Annotated in this window: 15 protein-coding genes and 1 pseudogene; 5 read left to right on the forward strand and 11 right to left on the reverse strand. The window is 58.6% G+C overall.

From position 1 onward, the window contains the following. Nucleotides 1-18: 18 nt before the first annotated feature. The 4 genes from ABIC16_RS20090 to ABIC16_RS20105 are packed head-to-tail and all read right to left on the reverse strand — an operon-like array spanning nt 19 to nt 6,332. Nucleotides 19-3,213, reverse strand: coding sequence for an efflux RND transporter permease subunit (locus tag ABIC16_RS20090; protein ID WP_041394292.1), 3,195 nt, complete (start codon nt 3,211-3,213; stop codon nt 19-21). A 4-nt stretch (nt 3,214-3,217) separates the two neighbouring features. After that, nucleotides 3,218-4,399 (reverse strand): efflux RND transporter periplasmic adaptor subunit, encoded by a 1,182-nt coding sequence (locus ABIC16_RS20095; protein WP_156340141.1) that lies wholly within the window; start codon nt 4,397-4,399, stop codon nt 3,218-3,220. After that, on the reverse strand, nt 4,396-5,676 hold the full coding sequence (locus ABIC16_RS20100) for a TolC family protein (RefSeq protein WP_041394291.1): 1,281 nt from the start codon (nt 5,674-5,676) through the stop codon (nt 4,396-4,398). Before ABIC16_RS20100 ends, ABIC16_RS20095 begins: the two co-directional genes overlap by 4 nt. 11 nt (nt 5,677-5,687) lie before the next feature. Continuing rightward, nucleotides 5,688-6,332 (reverse strand): cation diffusion facilitator family transporter, encoded by a 645-nt coding sequence (locus tag ABIC16_RS20105; RefSeq protein WP_041394289.1) that lies wholly within the window; start codon nt 6,330-6,332, stop codon nt 5,688-5,690. A 66-nt stretch (nt 6,333-6,398) separates the two neighbouring features. Here ABIC16_RS20105 and ABIC16_RS20110 point away from each other — a divergent pair, with 66 nt between their 5' ends. Then, a complete protein-coding gene (locus ABIC16_RS20110) occupies nt 6,399-6,791 on the forward strand; it encodes a MerR family transcriptional regulator (protein WP_502958371.1) in 393 nt (130 codons plus the stop codon). A gap of 213 nt (nt 6,792-7,004) precedes the next feature. Here ABIC16_RS20110 and ABIC16_RS20115 read toward each other — a convergent pair whose 3' ends face one another. Then, the gene (locus tag ABIC16_RS20115) at nt 7,005-7,193 is read right to left on the reverse strand and encodes a hypothetical protein (RefSeq protein ID WP_041394287.1); all 189 of its coding nucleotides are present in this window, start codon (nt 7,191-7,193) and stop codon (nt 7,005-7,007) included. A gap of 1,086 nt (nt 7,194-8,279) precedes the next feature. After that, complete coding sequence (locus ABIC16_RS20120; RefSeq protein ID WP_277969896.1) at nt 8,280-8,618, reverse strand: response regulator; 339 nt, start codon at nt 8,616-8,618, stop codon at nt 8,280-8,282. Between the two features lie 110 nt (nt 8,619-8,728). Here ABIC16_RS20120 and ABIC16_RS20125 point away from each other — a divergent pair, with 110 nt between their 5' ends. Further along, nucleotides 8,729-9,040 (forward strand): response regulator, encoded by a 312-nt coding sequence (locus tag ABIC16_RS20125; RefSeq protein WP_277969895.1) that lies wholly within the window; start codon nt 8,729-8,731, stop codon nt 9,038-9,040. 799 nt (nt 9,041-9,839) lie between these two features. Here the strand turns inward: ABIC16_RS20125 and ABIC16_RS20130 are convergent. From ABIC16_RS20130 to ABIC16_RS20140, 3 genes and pseudogenes are all read right to left on the reverse strand, one after another. After that, nucleotides 9,840-10,013: a hypothetical protein gene (locus tag ABIC16_RS20130; protein ID WP_354292651.1), complete on the reverse strand. Its 174-nt coding sequence runs from the start codon at nt 10,011-10,013 to the stop codon at nt 9,840-9,842. Nucleotides 10,014-10,155: 142 nt separating this feature from the next. Further along, a complete protein-coding gene (locus tag ABIC16_RS20135; RefSeq protein ID WP_277971350.1) occupies nt 10,156-10,443 on the reverse strand; it encodes an HU family DNA-binding protein in 288 nt (95 codons plus the stop codon). Between the two features lie 1,372 nt (nt 10,444-11,815). Further along, nucleotides 11,816-12,067, reverse strand: a pseudogene (locus tag ABIC16_RS20140) (integrase core domain-containing protein); the annotation flags it as partial. Between the two features lie 59 nt (nt 12,068-12,126). Here ABIC16_RS20140 and ABIC16_RS20145 point away from each other — a divergent pair. Continuing rightward, a protein-coding gene (locus ABIC16_RS20145; protein ID WP_354292653.1) for an IS3 family transposase occupies nt 12,127-13,268 on the forward strand; the annotation gives its coding sequence in 2 pieces (ribosomal slippage) (nt 12,127-12,367 and nt 12,367-13,268; 1,143 coding nt in all). 11 nt (nt 13,269-13,279) lie between these two features. Here ABIC16_RS20145 and ABIC16_RS20150 read toward each other — a convergent pair. Both ABIC16_RS20150 and ABIC16_RS20155 read right to left on the reverse strand, forming a co-directional pair. Beyond that, nucleotides 13,280-13,714, reverse strand: coding sequence for a hypothetical protein (locus tag ABIC16_RS20150; RefSeq protein ID WP_354292655.1), 435 nt, complete (start codon nt 13,712-13,714; stop codon nt 13,280-13,282). 94 nt (nt 13,715-13,808) lie between these two features. After that, complete coding sequence (locus tag ABIC16_RS20155; RefSeq protein WP_277971477.1) at nt 13,809-14,012, reverse strand: DUF5818 domain-containing protein; 204 nt, start codon at nt 14,010-14,012, stop codon at nt 13,809-13,811. Nucleotides 14,013-14,191: 179 nt separating this feature from the next. Here ABIC16_RS20155 and ABIC16_RS20160 point away from each other — a divergent pair, with 179 nt between their 5' ends. Both ABIC16_RS20160 and ABIC16_RS20165 read left to right on the forward strand, forming a co-directional pair. After that, nucleotides 14,192-14,701 carry a hypothetical protein gene (locus tag ABIC16_RS20160; protein ID WP_354292657.1) on the forward strand — a complete coding sequence of 170 codons (510 nt, stop codon included), beginning with the start codon at nt 14,192-14,194 and terminating at the stop codon, nt 14,699-14,701. A 113-nt stretch (nt 14,702-14,814) separates the two neighbouring features. Beyond that, nucleotides 14,815-15,312 (forward strand): Ros/MucR family transcriptional regulator, encoded by a 498-nt coding sequence (locus tag ABIC16_RS20165; RefSeq protein WP_277971479.1) that lies wholly within the window; start codon nt 14,815-14,817, stop codon nt 15,310-15,312. Nucleotides 15,313-15,557 lie beyond the last annotated feature (245 nt).

The raw sequence follows: 15,557 nt of genomic DNA on the forward strand, positions 1-15,557 counted from the left end.
GTAAAAGCAATACGTCCGTCAGGTGGTTTGTGGGACCGGATCAGCCCGTGCCTGTCCAAAGCGCGCATAGAGTGTTGGCAGCACGAATAGAGTCAGCAACGTTGCGGAGATCAAGCCGCCTATCACGACCGTAGCAAGCGGCTTTTGCACTTCCGCCCCCGCGCCGTGCCCGAGCGCCATTGGGACGAACCCCAAGGATGCAACGAGCGCTGTCATGGCGACGGGGCGGAAACGGGTCAGAGCACCCTCCCTCGCCGCCTGCGCCCGCGCCATACCCTGCCGCATCAACTCCTGAATCGAGCTAACCATCACCAGCCCGTTCAGCACAGCCACACCCGACAGCGCAATGAACCCGACAGCGGCCGAGATTGAGAACGGCATGCCGCGTAACACGAGCGCGAGAATGCCGCCCACCAGCGCCAGAGGAACGCCGGTAAACACCAGGGCCGCGTCGCGGACGCTGCCGAGAGCACCATAGAGCAGCAACATGATGACCGCGAAGCAGATCGGGACGACGATCGTCAGCCGCTCGCGCGCCGCAGCCAGATTCTGAAACTGACCACCCCACTGGAGGTAGGTGCCGGGAGGGAGCGTGACTTGCGCGTCGATCGCGGCCTGCGCGTCAGCCACCACGCCAGCAACGTCGCGACCGCGGACATTGGCCTGCACCACGACGCGGCGCTTGCCGTTCTCGCGGCTGATTTGGTTTGGACCATCCCCGACAGCAACGTCCGCGACGCTCCCCAGAGGGACGTAGGAGCCGTTGGGCGTAGGAATAGGTATCTGCCCGATCGCCTGTAGGTCAGCCCGTGCGGTTTCCGCCAGGCGGATCACGACCGGGAAGCGCCGATCGCCCTCGAAGATCATGCCCGCCTCACGACCGCCAATCGTCGCGGCAACGGTATCTTGCACGTCGCCGGCAGTGACACCAACACGCGCCATCGCATCGCGGTTCGGCCGAATATCGAGCAGCGGCAGGCCCTCGGTTTGCTCAACTTGCACATCAGCCGCACCACGGATCTTGCGGAGGACTGCCGCAATTTGATTGGCGGTCGCGTTCATCTGCCCGAAGTCATCCCCAAACACCTTGACCGCCAAGTCTCCACGGACGCCCGCGATCAGCTCGTTGAAGCGCATCTGGATAGGCTGCGTGATCTCGTAGCCATTGCCGGGAATGGTCTTGAGCTTCTTTTCAAGGCGCTCGACCAGCTCAGTCTTAGGCAGGCTGGGATCAGGCCATTCGTCGCGTGGCTTGAGGATCACGAACGTGTCCGTCGCATTGGGCGGCATCGGATCGGAGGCGATTTCGGACGTGCCGGTACGCGAGAACGCGAAGCGAATTTCCGGCTCGCGAGCGATCATCTTCTCGACTGCAAACTGCATCTTCTGGCTCTGATTGACAGAGGTGCCCGCAGGCCGCCACGCCTGAACAAGGATGTTGCCTTCATCAAGCTGAGGCAAAAACTCTTGGCCCAGCGTCGAGAAGGCCAGGACAGCTGCTACCACAGCCACAACCGCAGCGCCGATCGTTATGCTCGGGCGTCGCATGGCGGCATCCAGGCCGGGTTCGTAGCGCTGTTTCAGCACTGCGATGACCCGGCTTTCCTTCTCATCCACGCGTCCGCCAATCCATGCCGCGATGGCGGCAGGGACGAATGTCAGGGACAGGATGAAGGCGAACACGAGCGCGATGATGACGGTAAGCGCCATCGGCTCGAACATCTTGCCTTCGACGCCCGAGAAGGTGAGCAGCGGGGCATAGACAAGGATGATGATCGCCTGCCCGTACACCGATGGGCGGATCATTTCGCGCGCGGACGCGGCGACGATCGCAAGCCGCTCCTCTAGCGAAAGGCGTTCGCCCAGCTCGTGTTGGCGTTCCGCTAAGCGGCGCAGGGCATTTTCTACAATGATGACTGCGCCATCGACAATCAGGCCGAAATCGAGCGCGCCGAGGCTCATTAGATTGGCCGACACCCCGGCACGTAGCATGCCGGCGCTGGTCAGCAGCACCGTGACAGGAATAACCAGGGCCGCGATCAATGCCGCCCGGATATTGCCGAGCAGCAGGAACAGCACGACGATGACCAGCACCGCGCCCTCCGCAAGGTTGCGGCCGACAGTCGCGATCGTGGAGTTCACGAGGTTGGTGCGATCCAGCACCGGCTTCACGATGATATCGGCCGGAAGCGAGCGGCTGATTGTTTTCAGGCGATCGGACACAGCCGTGGCGACGGTGCGGCTATTCTCGCCGATGCGCATGACAGCTGTGCCGACCACGACCTCGTGACCGTTTTCGGAAGCGGAGCCGGTGCGAATGCCGTGGCCTGCTTTGACGGTCGCGACCTGATCGAGCGTGATGGGGACGTTTTCGCGGGTCGCCACGACCGTCCGCGCCAGTTCGTTCGCGGTTCGCACGCGCGCGTCGGAGCGGACGAAAAGGCCCGCGCCGTTACTGTCCACGATGCCCGCGCCGATGCTGCTATTGCTGCGCTCCAATGCGGTCGCGAGGTCCTGTATCGTGAGGCGCAGCGCGGCTAGGCGTTGAAGGTCGGGCATGACGAGATACTGGCGATCGAACCCCCCAAGGGAGTCGATGCCGGCGACGCCGGCCGTACCCCGAAGTTGGGGAGCAACGATCCATTCCTGAACCGTATGCAGGTAAGTGGCCTTGTCATCTTCGCTGACCAAGTGCTCGCCTTCCGGCGTGATATAGCTGCCATCACGTTGCAGCCCCGGTTCCCCGTCGCGATGCCGGACCTTGTCCAACTCGCGAAGCTCGACCGTCCACATGAAAATATCGCCAAGGCCGGTAGCGATAGGCCCCATTTCCGGCATGATGCCTTGGGGTAGGCGTTCCTCCGCTGAACGCAGCCGTTCGGCCACCTGTTGGCGGGCAAAATAGATATCAGTGGCATCGGAAAATACGGCGGTAATTTGCGCAAAGCCGTTCCGGTTGAGCGAGCGCGTATATTCCAGACCCGGTATGCCAGCGAGCGAGGTTTCGATCGTAAATGATACTTGCCGCTCGATCTGATCGGGCGACAGAGAGGGGGCCATCACGTTGACCTGAACCTGATTGTTCGTGATGTCAGGGACGGCATCGATCGGAAGGCGTTGCAGCGCCAGAGCACCCACCAGGGCCGCGATCCCGGTGAAAAGCAGGACGAGCCAGCGGCGCTCGACCGCGAAAGTTACAAGACGGCCGATCATTGGATCAATCCATGTCCATTTCGCCGCCCTTGCCGAGTTCGGCTTTGAGCGTGAAGCTATTGGTGGTTGCGATACGCTCGCTGCCGGTCAGGCCAGAGGTGATGACGACCTGATCGCCGTTGCGACGCCCTGCCTGCACCGGAACGGCCTTGAAGCCGCTAGGCGTGCGCACGAACACGACCATCTTATTCTCTACCGATTGGACCGCCGTGGACGGCACAGTGATACTGTGATCCCCGATCGAGGGCAGCAGGATCGAGGCCGTGACGGGCTCCCCTACCCGCCAAGTGCCGCCCGCATTATCGAGGGAAGCGATAACCTGAACAAGCCGCGTGGTTTCATCGAGAGCGGGCGACACGAAGGTCACGCGACCTTCCTGCCTGCGGCCGGCCGAGGTGACTTCAACGCGTGTTCCAGGCTTTACCTTGCCGGCGTCAGCCGGTGAGAGTGACGCAGCGATGGTCACGCGCGAGAGGTTGGCGACCCGGTACAGCTCGCCGTCTGCCGCAACCGTCTGACCGAGCGTCGCCGATCGAGCGATGATCTGACCGGAAAGGGGCGAGCGGATCGCCACACGGTTCAGCGCACCCCCGCTCCCGCCTGTGGCCGAGAGCTGCTGTTGGGCGAGGCGGACCGCAATGTTGGCTTCGGTGGCAGCAGTTCGAGCGGCGATGAGATCCTGTTCCGGCGAGACGCGTTCAGCAAACAGACGTTGCTCACGGCGCAGGTTCGATTGTGCGAGCGCAGAGCGCGCGCGCGCGGCTTCAATCTCGGCGTTTAATGAGGCGGCCTCGCGACTTTCAATGATCGCAAGCGCATCGCCACGGCGCACCGATTGCCCGAGGTTACGGGTAAGGGAGACGACACGACCGCCGATCGTCGCGGATACGACCTGCACCCCTTGCGGATCACCCTGAACCAAGGCCGGCAGCTCGATTGCGCCGGCAACGCCGCCAATCGCAGGCCGACCAACTTCGATCCCGGCATCCGCGATTTGCTGGGCCGAAAGGCTTACGGCGTCTTTATCGGCAGGTTTGCCGGCTTCGCCTTTCTCGCCTTCGCCCTTTTCCATCCCTTCCATGCCGGCCATGTTGTCGGCCTTCTTTTCCCCGCCCCCGCCACAGGCAAGCAGCGTCAGGGGAAGCAGAGCGGATAGTACGACCCGCGCGCCGGTCTTCGTCATCATTGGTCCTTCGCCAGTTCGGGAGCGGCAGCGGTCAGCCGCTCAAGCCGGGCCTTTGCATCATGGTAGGTCGCCAGCGCATCGATCGCGGCCGTGCGGGTTTCAGACAGGGTGCGTTCGGCGTCGAGAAGATCGAGTTGGCCGAACTTGCCTTCACGGTAGCCGATGCGGGCAATGCGCGCGGCTTCCGTCGCTGCTGCCAGGACCGGCCCACCCGTGGTTCTAGCGGTCGTCGCGGCATTTGCCACTTCCGCTTCCGCGCTGGCTATCGACTGCCCCGCATCCAGCTCAGCCGCGCGTCGCATCGCGTCCGCCTGATCGCGTTGCGCCCGCGCCTGAACGACCGACGCCCGGCCGTTGTTGAACAGTGGAAGCGGTATCGAGAGGCCGACGACCGCAGCCATATCGTTCGACGCATCGAGCCGGCGTGCGCCGGCATTGACGGTCACGTCGGGGATGCGTTGGGAGCGAGCAAGCCGCACTTGCGCATCTGCCGTCGTCACTGCGGCTCGCGCCGCAGACAATGCCAGCGTGCCGCCCGGACTGGCCGCGATCGAGGGGCCGTAACCTTGCACGCGATCGAACCAGGCAACGTCGAGCGGGCCGGTTACGGGCTGACCAATACGCCGGGCGAGATTGCCCCGCGCGACTTCCGTCAGGCGCTGCGCACGTTCAACCGCAGCTTCGGCATTGATGCGCAACACGTCGGCACGCTGTTGCTCTAGCGGCGATGCCCTGCCCGCGCGTACCCGAATGCCCGCCGCGCGGGCCGCCTCCCCGGCAATGCCGGCTTGCTCGCGCGCAGTCGTGATGCGACGCTCGGCTGCTACGGCTTCGATATACGCCTGTGTTACAGCGAGCCGAATATCGGCCGTAGCAATAACCAGGGCGAGCCGAGCTTGCTCCCCTTGTGCGTTGGCAACACCGACCCGCGCGGAACGCTTGCCGCCAAGCTCGATAGGTAGAGCAACACCGACTGTAGCTTCCGCGCTACGAAGACCGCGATATGCCCCCGAACCCCCAAAATATTCCAGACCGCCATTCAGCGTAGGGTTAGGGCGCAGCCCCGCTACATCGCGCGCCGCACCTGTTGCCCGAACGCCGGCCTGCGCTGCTTCTAGCGACGGTGCTGACGCTTCCGCCAACGCCAGTATTTTTTCTAGCGTCAGTACCGGGGTGACCGTCGCTTCGGAACCGGTTTGCGATTGGGCGTGCGCTACGCACGGAACGACGGCGACGACCGCGATCAGGACGAAGGGCAACCGGTGCCGGAGCTTCATAGGGTAAGTCATTATGACGACGGCCTTGCCGTTGATTGGAGTTCGCGCCGCGCATTGCGGATAATTTCGTAGGCCGAATGCAGGAACAGGAGCGCGATGACGCCGGCAACGACCAGATCGGGCCAAGCCGCACCGGTCCAGCCAACAAGGGCGGCTGCGATGATCACCGCAACATTGGCAATCGCGTCGTTACGGCTGAACAACCAAATAGCGGTGACGTTCGCATCCCCTTCGCGAAATCGCGATAGAACTAGTGCAGCCGTCACGTTCACTATGAGCGCAACGATCCCGATAGCGCCCATCAATTCGGCTTCTGGCGCAATTGCATTCATCGCACGCCAAAGGGCGAAGGCGATGACACCTATCCCGAGCGCGCCAAGGAATATGCCCTGTGTAAGCGCAACCTGAGAACGGGCACGAGCGGTCCATCCCAGCGCAATCAATCCGAGGAGCGAGATGCTGCCGTCCCCGATGAAATCGAGGGCATCGGCCTTCAATGCCTGGCTGTCGGCAAGGAACCCCCCGACGATTTCAGCCAGACCAAAGCCCAGATTAAGCAGAACGACGATCCACAATGCGCGCCGATATGCGGGATCGCGCTCCGCTCGTTTGGTATCACCGGAACAACCGCATGAAGAGGATTCACTTGCACTCATATCGTGCCTCTACGATCTACAGTCACTGTAGGAGCAAGCGGTTTCTAGTGGAGTGGCAACGTGTTGATGATCGGCGATTTGGCAAAGCGGACAGGGACCAAAATCAACACCATCCGATTCTATGAGGAAATCGGCCTCATGCCCGAAGCGCTCCGCACGTCTGGAGGCCGTCGCACCTATGGAGAGGGGCAGGTTCGCCAGCTTGGCTTCATCCGCCATGCCCGGGAACTAGGATTTTCAGTAGATGAAATCCGATCGCTTATTGCCCTGTCTGCCGATCCCGATCAGGACTGCAACCAGGCCGGCGCCATCGCCCGTCGGCATCTCGCCAGCGTGGAGGATCGTATCACACGCCTTGTCGCGCTTCGCGACGCATTGAGTGCTGCAACACGATACTGCGATGGCGGACGCATCGCCGACTGCCGGGTAATGGAAGCGATTACTGCCGTGCCCAACTAATGCCACGGTTGAACGAGGATAAATATTTCTCTCATGACGCGTGCGACGCGGCTTGGGATGCTTGGGTGTTCCCATTTTTTAATCGTTTACGGACGCGCTGGTAAGCGGCCCGTTCCATTCTTGGATAGCTATGTAGTCGATCAGTAGCCGTGGCGTGGCGGCGTATCGCAGCCGGCTAATAGATAGGGGCGGTTGCCCGCCCCTATCTAGCTTTTAGCCGTGCTTCATGCCGCCCTTGGCATGATCGCAGCAGTCAGCAGCCTTGGCTTTTGCGCCATCCTTGCAGCAGTCCGCACCGTCCTTGCAGCACGCCATGTCGGCGCAGCAATTGGCGACAGCGGCGAATGCGCCAGTCGACAGGGTGAGGGCGAAGGCAGCGCTGATGAGCTTGAACTTGGTCATGATATTCTCCGAAATTTACGTGTGATGGTGTTCGACGTCACACGGTTTGCGGAGGGGGTGTGGCCGGAGCGTATGCCATGCCCAAAAGGCCGGTCTGTGGAGCCGGCCAAGGCGATAGACGGGAGGACGGAACCAGCCCGACATGCTCTACGGTTTCGCCGGCAACCGCAACGCACGGTATGGCGCAGGCCGACGCAGGGGCCTTTTTGATGGGAGCGCCTGCTGATTTGCTGGCGCAGTCCATCATAGCGGACGCAGCCGGAGGCGCGGCCATCGCCATCGTCTCGCAGAGCGGGCCAAGCCGGACCAGCAACATCACCGCCAGGACGAAAAACGCCATGGAATGCAATATCTTGGAGAGTGGGCGAGCCCGGCGTTTCATTGGATGCGTCTAGAAGCCCACTCAGTGATGCACAATGTCGAAGGTGGCAGAGGATGGCGCTAGGCTGGTTTTCCCCTTTTATCTCAGATTCCCGATTCACCATCCTTTTTGGGAAAGGTTTCGGAGGGCAAGCAGCGGTGTCGCAAAAGGCGGGATATACGCGACGTCCGAAACTTAGAACATTCGCGACACGAGGGCGCCGAGTTTTGGGGATCTGCCACATGCATGCCATTGGTGGTACGATGATCTCATGTTATAAATACGGATGAAGCGGGAGGCGCAGCAAAACGCGGGCGCAATGAAGCGTCTTACGCAGATAGAGTTGTCCATCATAGAACTTGAAGACGAGAGCCTACTGGATTTTGCCGACATTTTTAGTGGGAAGCTTGAGACAGCTATCGCGCACGCGCGCTCGAGCACGTCTTCGGCACTCTCAAGGACCGGGTGGGGCAAAGCTATTTCAAGACGCGAACACTGAGGAACGTCGGAACCGAGTTGAGCCTCCAGCTCCTCGCATACAATACCAAGCGCGCCATCGCTCTGGTTGGTGTGCCGGGACTGATAGCAGCGATGCAGGCCTTAACACTGCGTTCACGCGCGTCTCAATCAGCGACGCTTCGTCACCGTTCTTACGCACCCCCCACCCAAGTCGGACGTCCGTGATGCAAAGCTAAAGTTTTGCGTCACGCCTCGGTTATCGGTCTTTAAGCTAATAACTCCCCTTCTAGTTGCCCGATCGTAAAGGGCTTGCAGAGATACCGTATACCTTCTGGCAGCCCATTCGGTTTCGGATTACCGGACATCAGCACAACGGTCGCCGGCATCTGCAACGGATTGCTGGCGATAAATTGAACGCCTGACACGCCAGTGCCTAGGTCATCATCACAAAGCAGCATATCGATATCGCCGTCAGCAAGCGGCGCCTGTGCAGCGTCGATCGAAGCTGCTTCAATCACGGACAGGCCTAGTTCGCGCGCAAGGCTCGCTATCATCTGACGGACTAGCGCGTTGTCATCTACGATCAACAGTTTGCCACTAGCCATGCTCACCATCCTAGGTTCAGTATGTATTTTAGAAAACGTTGGGAACTCAGACGATGTCTTGTGACCGTTGGGTTATCCTCGTCGTCGATGACGAGGAAAGGATACGAACGTTGATCGGGGATCAACTCGAGACCGTGGGCTACAAGGTAATCCTGGCAGCCAGCGGCGATGACGCATTCAAGATCGTGCAAGGCGTGACTCGCATTGACCTTATTGTAACAGACGTCAGAATGCCTGGAGCTATAAATGGTTTCGACTTAGTTCGAAAAGCGCTCGCCGACCGCCCCCACCTTCGGACGATTATCATTTCAGGCTACACTGGGGAAAGCATCCAGCGCACTGGTCTTGCAGACCGCTTTCTACAGAAACCGTTCACGTTACAGACTCTGGAAAACGAAGTCCGAAGTCTGTTAGCCGCTTAGTGACGTGCTCCCCAGAAATCATGCCATTGGTAAGTTAGCTCGTCAGATGGAGACGAGTGATGCGGCGAAGCCAGTTTTCCGGTCGGCGATCAGCCGCCCACCACCCTTTACGACTTTACCGACGCGACAATTCAGACCCAAGAAGTTGTCGCGGCCATGAAAGCTTTGGCGGAACATCCTGCTATGATTCACCGGCGTGTCGCGATGTATACCGACGGAGTCTTGGCCCGCCGGCAAGCGCTGCGCATCTCTGAGAACCGCTCTAACATGTGCGTTTTCAAAGGATGTGCGGCCGCTCTCGAATGGTTGACGGCGGATTCCCTGATGCCATCCTAAGCAAAGATCGATGATGAGACCGGAGAGAATAGTTTCGGGCCGCTGCCGACGTGGGTCCGCAGCAGCCCTGGCCGCCATGTTGCTTGGGGGAAATATGGCGGTTGGGACGTCCATAGACCTGAGGCGGATCGACGCCAACGTAGGAGCCTTTCCGTCTGCCGACTCACCCAAACGCGTTAGACTAAAGTAGGGTTGTAAATGATTAGTCAGTGGCGCTTATATCGCTCCCCCCTAGCGGCGAAAATAAACCAATGGCTCAGATACATTACCCTGATGGGCGGTTAGTCAGCTTAGAAAATAACGTCGTTACATCCATTGAGCCCGCCCGCAATGGAGGTACGTTAATCTGGATGGGATCGGAAGATGACTCTATAGCAATTCATGTTCGTGAGGATTGCGCGATGGTGCGTGCGGCACTTCGTGAAACGCAGCCAACCCTTTGCTGAATGCTTGCAGGAGCTTTTCAAAAGCTTGATGACAGGACGAAACGGCGACCCTTATTTTTGATAAGGTCAGCAGCACGTTCAAGTTCGTTCGTATACGTTTTAAGCGCCTTTGCAGAACGCTCGTCGAACAGCTGATCAGCCATCCGCCTCGTTCTGTTGATCTCTATTTCAATCTCAGATTTGTTGAGCATTGGGAATCTCCAGCCCCCGCTTCGACCTTTAGATCTTTTCAGAAAATGGTTAATAATCTGTAAAGCTGCGGCGACAAAAATGGGATAGGGTAAGCTACAACGCGTTCGCGGTCGCACCCCCTTGCAAGGCGACAAGAAAGAATCATTTCTTCCCGATCGTCACGCTTGTGCGCAGTTCTCTTGCTGGCTTAAAGTGGAGCGCGCGCTTTGCGTTAACCTGGACCGGTTCCCCAGTCTTTGGATTGCGGCATAACCGTTCTTCGCGTTCACGAGTTGTGAATGTGCCGAAACGCCGCAGCTCGACACGCCCGCCCTCTGCCAACCGGTTCGTGATCTGCTCAAAAAAACAGGACACGACGGCGTCGATGACCGGAAGGGGTAATGTCGGGTTATCAGCGGAGACCGCCTGCACGAGATCAGATCGAAGCATGCTGTGTCACCCTTGCTGCGCGAACCCATACCACTACGCCCATCCCCGAGTCTCTATGTCTTTGTTGCATAGTAGATCGAACGTAACCCAAAGGGAGCATGTTCCGGAGCTCAACTTCAACAAGCGATTTGCAGTATATTCCAATTGACGATCTTATTGGCCACGGAGCCTTTTTAGAGATCGAAATTGCGGAACGCCGCTTGGCGTAAACTCATGCAAAAACGCCTGTTCAAACGTTCTCATCCATCCATTTAACAAACGATCTTGCCGCAAAATACAAAACCCATAGCGGTAAAAACAGAACAACGGGCTATAGAGGCCAAACTCTATTTTGCTGCTTCTACCCGTTCTCCGGTAAAAAACTTCAACCGCATCTTGATTGAGGTGGCTGGTGTGGCGACTTTAATCGCCAGCTCTTACCGGCAGATGTATGCGTGGTTAGGGTAACGTTCATCGCGTAAAAAGTTAATTACAAGAATAATTAGCGCAACTTTTAGTTGTAGCTTTTGTCGTTAATACCTTTTTAACCGTGAAACGGTAACTCGGTGTTGCACCGGTGGACGGGTGCTTGTGGATGACGCTAGGTCGGGTAGGCCCCTCCCGAAGCCCGACCTAGCGTTTCAATTTTTACGAAGTCGCGACATTCGCTTGCCGTTGATCGACCGGCCAAAGAGGCCCGCCTGTCGGTATGACATGCAGGCCGGGTGGCGGCGATGGGAGTATTGGTTCAGCCCCCTCGCGGCGTGTCACCACCGCGCGCAAGACCATTTGAACGTCGGCTTCCAACTCAGGTTGAGCCGTTCCATCGCTTTCCGCAGCGCGAACTTGGCCGAAAGCCGACCGGCCACTTTTGGGCGCCGAAGCGGACGGACCGGAAGCGCCCAGTTGCGGTCATTCGGTAATTGCCGGAGGATGGCAGAATGAACAGCAGCGATAAGGCAGCGATTGGGAAGATCGAACGGTTAGCGCGATGGACGCTCTGGCCCACATTGTCTTTAACTGTCGTATGCCTTGCGATGCTCTACGCGGGAGCATCAGATATAACATGGCGGTGGTTTTTGCCGGTCTACCTGCTGGTCGGCATGCCAATCGTGCTGGGTTCGTTCGTTAGCGACGTCACTAGATTGCGGAGTATTTGTCGCTCCCGGAAGGGCGTCAACGACGACCAGTGGTGAATGTCCGCTGACCACCACCTATCGCCGTTCAAACCCTTTGCGGGCGTCCAAGGCGCCTGAAAGCCGACCGGCATCTATCGTGTGGGAAAGCTGCCAGTCCGCAAGCACCCAATTCCAGTCGTACAGGCACGCGCCCTTTTCCTAGAAATTGGATCCTTTTTGGTGAGCAGCCCCCACCGGGTGGTACAGATAGATAGTTAGTGCATTGTCGCCTCCGCCGCCATTGCCGGGCGTAGGTGGAGCGAAGCGGAACCGGAGGCTGGCAATGGCGGGGTCGCCGCTGCTGGCGCCGGAGGTCGATAGCCCAGGCTACTGTGTGGTCGGACGGTGTTATAGTGACGCCGCCACGCCTCGATCAGCACTCTTGCCTCGGCGAGGCTGTAGAAGATCTCTCCGTTGAGCAGCTCGTCGCGAAGCGAACCATTGAAGCTCTCGTTGTAACCGTTCTCTGAGTAGCCCCTAGATTTCTGGACGCCTTCGATCCTAATTTTGAGGACAGGAGGCGACGATGGGGAAGCCCAATTTCAGCGATGAGTTCAAGCGTGACGCGGTGGCCCAGATCACCGACCGCGGGTATCCGGTAGCGGAGGTTTCACAGCGGCTCGGCGTCAGTCCGCATTCGCTCTATGCCTGGAAGCGGCAGCTGGCGGGTCAAGTGTCGGGCGATGCTGGCAAGGATGCGCAGATCCGCCAGCTGAAGCGCGAGCTGGCCCGGGTGACCGAGGAGCGCGACATCCTAAAAAAAGCCACCGCGTATTTCGCTCGAGATGCAAAGTGAGATACGCGTTCATTGCTGAGCATCGCGATTGTTTTGGCGTACGGGCCATGTGCCGGTGCCTCGCTGTGCAGCCAAGTGGCTACTATGCATGGCAAAAGAGCCCGCTGGCTCAGCGGGCTCGGGAAGATGCTCGGCAGACGGAACTGATCCGGCGGGCCTGGAACGACAGTGGCAAGGTCTATGGCTACCGCAAGCTGCACGACGACCTGCTGGATCACGGCGAGACCTGCTGCCCGAACCGGGTCGCCAGATTGACCAGGCTGGCGGGCATCAAGGCGCAGATCGGCTACAAGCGCAGGCCCGGCGGCCATGGCGGCAAGCCGTCGCTGGCGGTCGACAACACGCTGGACCGTCAGTTCGACGTGGCTGCGCCAGACCGGGCTTGGGTGACAGACATCACCTACATTCGCACCTTGGAAGGCTTCGCCTATCTGGCTGTCGTGATCGACCTGTTTTCCCGCCGCGTGGTCGGTTGGTCGATGCAGAGCCGGCAGACCACCGATGTGGTGCTGAAGGCGCTGCACATGGCGGTATGGCGCCGTAAGCCGAAGCAAAGGGTACTGATCCACTCGGATCAGGGTTCGCAGTTCACCAGCATGGACTGGGCTGCCTTCATACGCGCTCACAATCTTGAGCACTCGATGAGCCGCCGCGGCAACTGCCATGACAACGCCGTCGCCGAGAGCTTCTTCTCCTCGCTCAAGCGCGAACACATCCGGCGGCGAACGTACAAAACCCGCGAGGAAGCCCGCCAGGACGTGTTCGATTATGTCGAGATGTTCTACAACCCGGTGCGCAAGCAGGTCAGGAACGGGATGCTGTCGCCCGTCGCGTTCGAACGGCAGCAGATTTTGAAAGCTGAAGGCGTCTAAAAAACTCGGGGCTACTCAAGGGTCTGGGTTCCGCGTAAGGTTGGAAAACATGCGGCAACGACTTGCTTGGCTTGGTTAAGCCATTCGACGTCGGTTAGACCGCGCCCGTCAATCCACCATTTTGCGTCAGTCAAGTGTCTCACCCACGCGGTCACGGTGGTATCACTGCCCTCGTGCGATGTCGTAGATATGAGGCGAGCCGCTCGCAGAGATGCCGCCCAGGCAATCTGGCGATCGCTGCCGCTGAGCGCGGGCAGTGCAAGATGGGCTACAGCTGCAATATCGCTGGCAGCTGTTTCCGCCTGGACAGCTTGTTTGTCAGAAATAAAGCACTCGCGGCAACGCGTGGTTTCTAACCACTTCGCCTTCTGCTCCTGTTGTCGGGCATAGCCCGCGAGGTGGTGGATCTGGCCGTGGCCGCAAGCGTGCGTAATGATGTGTCCCATGGAGGTATGATCCCCAGCGACATGATCCTGACAATCGGTATGAGTCGAGCTGAATCGGAATTGCGGTTAATCGTAAAAAAGCAATTCCTGTTATTCAGGCCGGAGCTACGCCCTCGGCATGTACGAGCATCGGGCCAACCAACGTACCAATCAAACGTACCCGCTTTTGAATTAGGTCCACAGGCAAACGGTGCAGCTCGAGCTGGTAACGGCCCCCATGGTCACGCCGGAAAAAGATCACACCTCCGGCTTGTATCAGCGTTCCTGTTTCATCGATCCGTTCGCCGGTTGCCATCATGCGCGTTTTCACAGTCCATTTTCACAGTCGTCAGGTTTGAAGTCCGCCTCAGACATCTGACATCAACGCCGAACAACCGTACGTTTTTAGGACGGATCATACTTTGTGCGGATATTCAGCAAGCAGCAAAGATTCTCTTGGTAGCGAATTGCTCAACGTAACGTGAACAAGCTCAAACAATGAACATCACTTCCTACAATTCGGCTGGCATGCCCGGCAACGAGGCCGAGCGTCAAAAGGCGACAGAGGCGTCAGGTATATTAAATTTGGTTGGCGATCCGGTGCTGATGGATCTGGCGCGACGCGCACGCATTCACTGTCGGGTCGAGACCGCGATAATCTGTGCCGTGAGCCACTATAACGTGTTCGTTATCGCGCAGGACCGAGCGCGTTCGGGCGTCTTTAACCGATCCACATCCTTTGTCGGCCACATGATTCACGGCGATATAGATACACTAATCGTACCAAGTGCGAAAAGTGACGGGCGGTTCGCCACTTATCCGCTGGTCGAGGACGGTGACATAGACTTCTACGCTGCTGCGGGAATGCGAGACAGCAACGGATATCTTATAGGCGCATTGTGCGTCACATCGCGCAAGCCGAAACTGAACTGGAACCTAGGCGGACAAGATTATTTGAAAACGTGTGCAGTAGACGCTATGAAGAAAGTCATTACTAAGCAACCTTAGATGGCTTACGGTGCGGTGCGCATTCATGGTAACTTGTTAAACAATATGTCATTTATCGTGTTCAGCGCCAGTTTAAGATCGTATCCTTAGATCGCTGGCCAGAAGGATCTTCTATGTCAGACGAACCTACAAACTCAGTTAAGCTAGCCGCGGAATTGACGATGGCGTGGCTTTCAAATGTAAACACCCGGACTTCGGCGGAGGATGTTCCGACATTCCTACAGTCTATGTACAACGCGGTTAATGGCCTCACCAACGCGCCAACCGAAAGTTCGAATGAGGAAAGCGCTACGGAGTTCACTGGTGCGGTTACTCCACGAAAGTCGTTGTCCAATCCGGATGTCATCATCTCGATGATTGATGGCAAGCCGTACAAAACCTTGACGCGGCATCTCACAACCAATGGTCTTACGGCGAGCGAATATCGTGCCCGTTACGGGTTGAAGGCTGACTACCCAATGACGGCACCGGCCTATTCGGCGATGCGGCGCGACATGGCTAAAAAGATCGGTCTTGGCCGTAAACCCGGGCAGAAAGTCGCGGCAAAGCCGCCGGCCTCAGCGGACGCGCCAAAGCGTGGTCGCCCGGCAAAGTCGGGATCAGCAGACTAAGCGGTGTGCGACGAACGTGGCCGATATGTCCGTCGTTCGATACAAGTGGGGAGGCGCTGCGTTTTCCCATTGCTACTGGCGTGGATCGGTATAGGGCGGCGCAACGCTCCACTGTCAGAGGCATTTGTGCGATGTTTATGCAATGTTCTCTGAAACTTAGCTCTAGCTGGAACAAGCCTGTAACCGTATCGTTGCAACGCCATGCTATGTGATCGATATCTCGACGAACTGGCCGAAACCTTTGA

Source organism: Sphingomonas sp. PvP055 (genome assembly GCF_040546365.1).
Classification (GTDB): Bacteria; Pseudomonadota; Alphaproteobacteria; order Sphingomonadales; family Sphingomonadaceae; genus Sphingomonas; species Sphingomonas echinoides_A.

Coding starts and splice junctions, on each gene's coding strand:
- ABIC16_RS20135 (WP_277971350.1), bottom strand. CDS start 10,443: ATGCTTCGATCTGATCTCGTGCAGGCGGTCTCCGCTGATAACCCGACA.
- ABIC16_RS20155 (WP_277971477.1), bottom strand. CDS start 14,012: ATGATGGCAACCGGCGAACGGATCGATGAAACAGGAACGCTGATACAA.
- ABIC16_RS20095 (WP_156340141.1), bottom strand. CDS start 4,399: ATGATGACGAAGACCGGCGCGCGGGTCGTACTATCCGCTCTGCTTCCC.
- ABIC16_RS20160 (WP_354292657.1), top strand. CDS start 14,192: ATGAACATCACTTCCTACAATTCGGCTGGCATGCCCGGCAACGAGGCC.
- ABIC16_RS20105 (WP_041394289.1), bottom strand. CDS start 6,332: ATGAGTGCAAGTGAATCCTCTTCATGCGGTTGTTCCGGTGATACCAAA.
- ABIC16_RS20130 (WP_354292651.1), bottom strand. CDS start 10,013: ATGCTCAACAAATCTGAGATTGAAATAGAGATCAACAGAACGAGGCGG.
- ABIC16_RS20120 (WP_277969896.1), bottom strand. CDS start 8,618: ATGGCTAGTGGCAAACTGTTGATCGTAGATGACAACGCGCTAGTCCGT.
- ABIC16_RS20100 (WP_041394291.1), bottom strand. CDS start 5,676: ATGAAGCTCCGGCACCGGTTGCCCTTCGTCCTGATCGCGGTCGTCGCC.
- ABIC16_RS20115 (WP_041394287.1), bottom strand. CDS start 7,193: ATGACCAAGTTCAAGCTCATCAGCGCTGCCTTCGCCCTCACCCTGTCG.
- ABIC16_RS20090 (WP_041394292.1), bottom strand. CDS start 3,213: ATGATCGGCCGTCTTGTAACTTTCGCGGTCGAGCGCCGCTGGCTCGTC.
- ABIC16_RS20110 (WP_502958371.1), top strand. CDS start 6,399: ATGATCGGCGATTTGGCAAAGCGGACAGGGACCAAAATCAACACCATC.
- ABIC16_RS20150 (WP_354292655.1), bottom strand. CDS start 13,714: ATGGGACACATCATTACGCACGCTTGCGGCCACGGCCAGATCCACCAC.
- ABIC16_RS20165 (WP_277971479.1), top strand. CDS start 14,815: ATGTCAGACGAACCTACAAACTCAGTTAAGCTAGCCGCGGAATTGACG.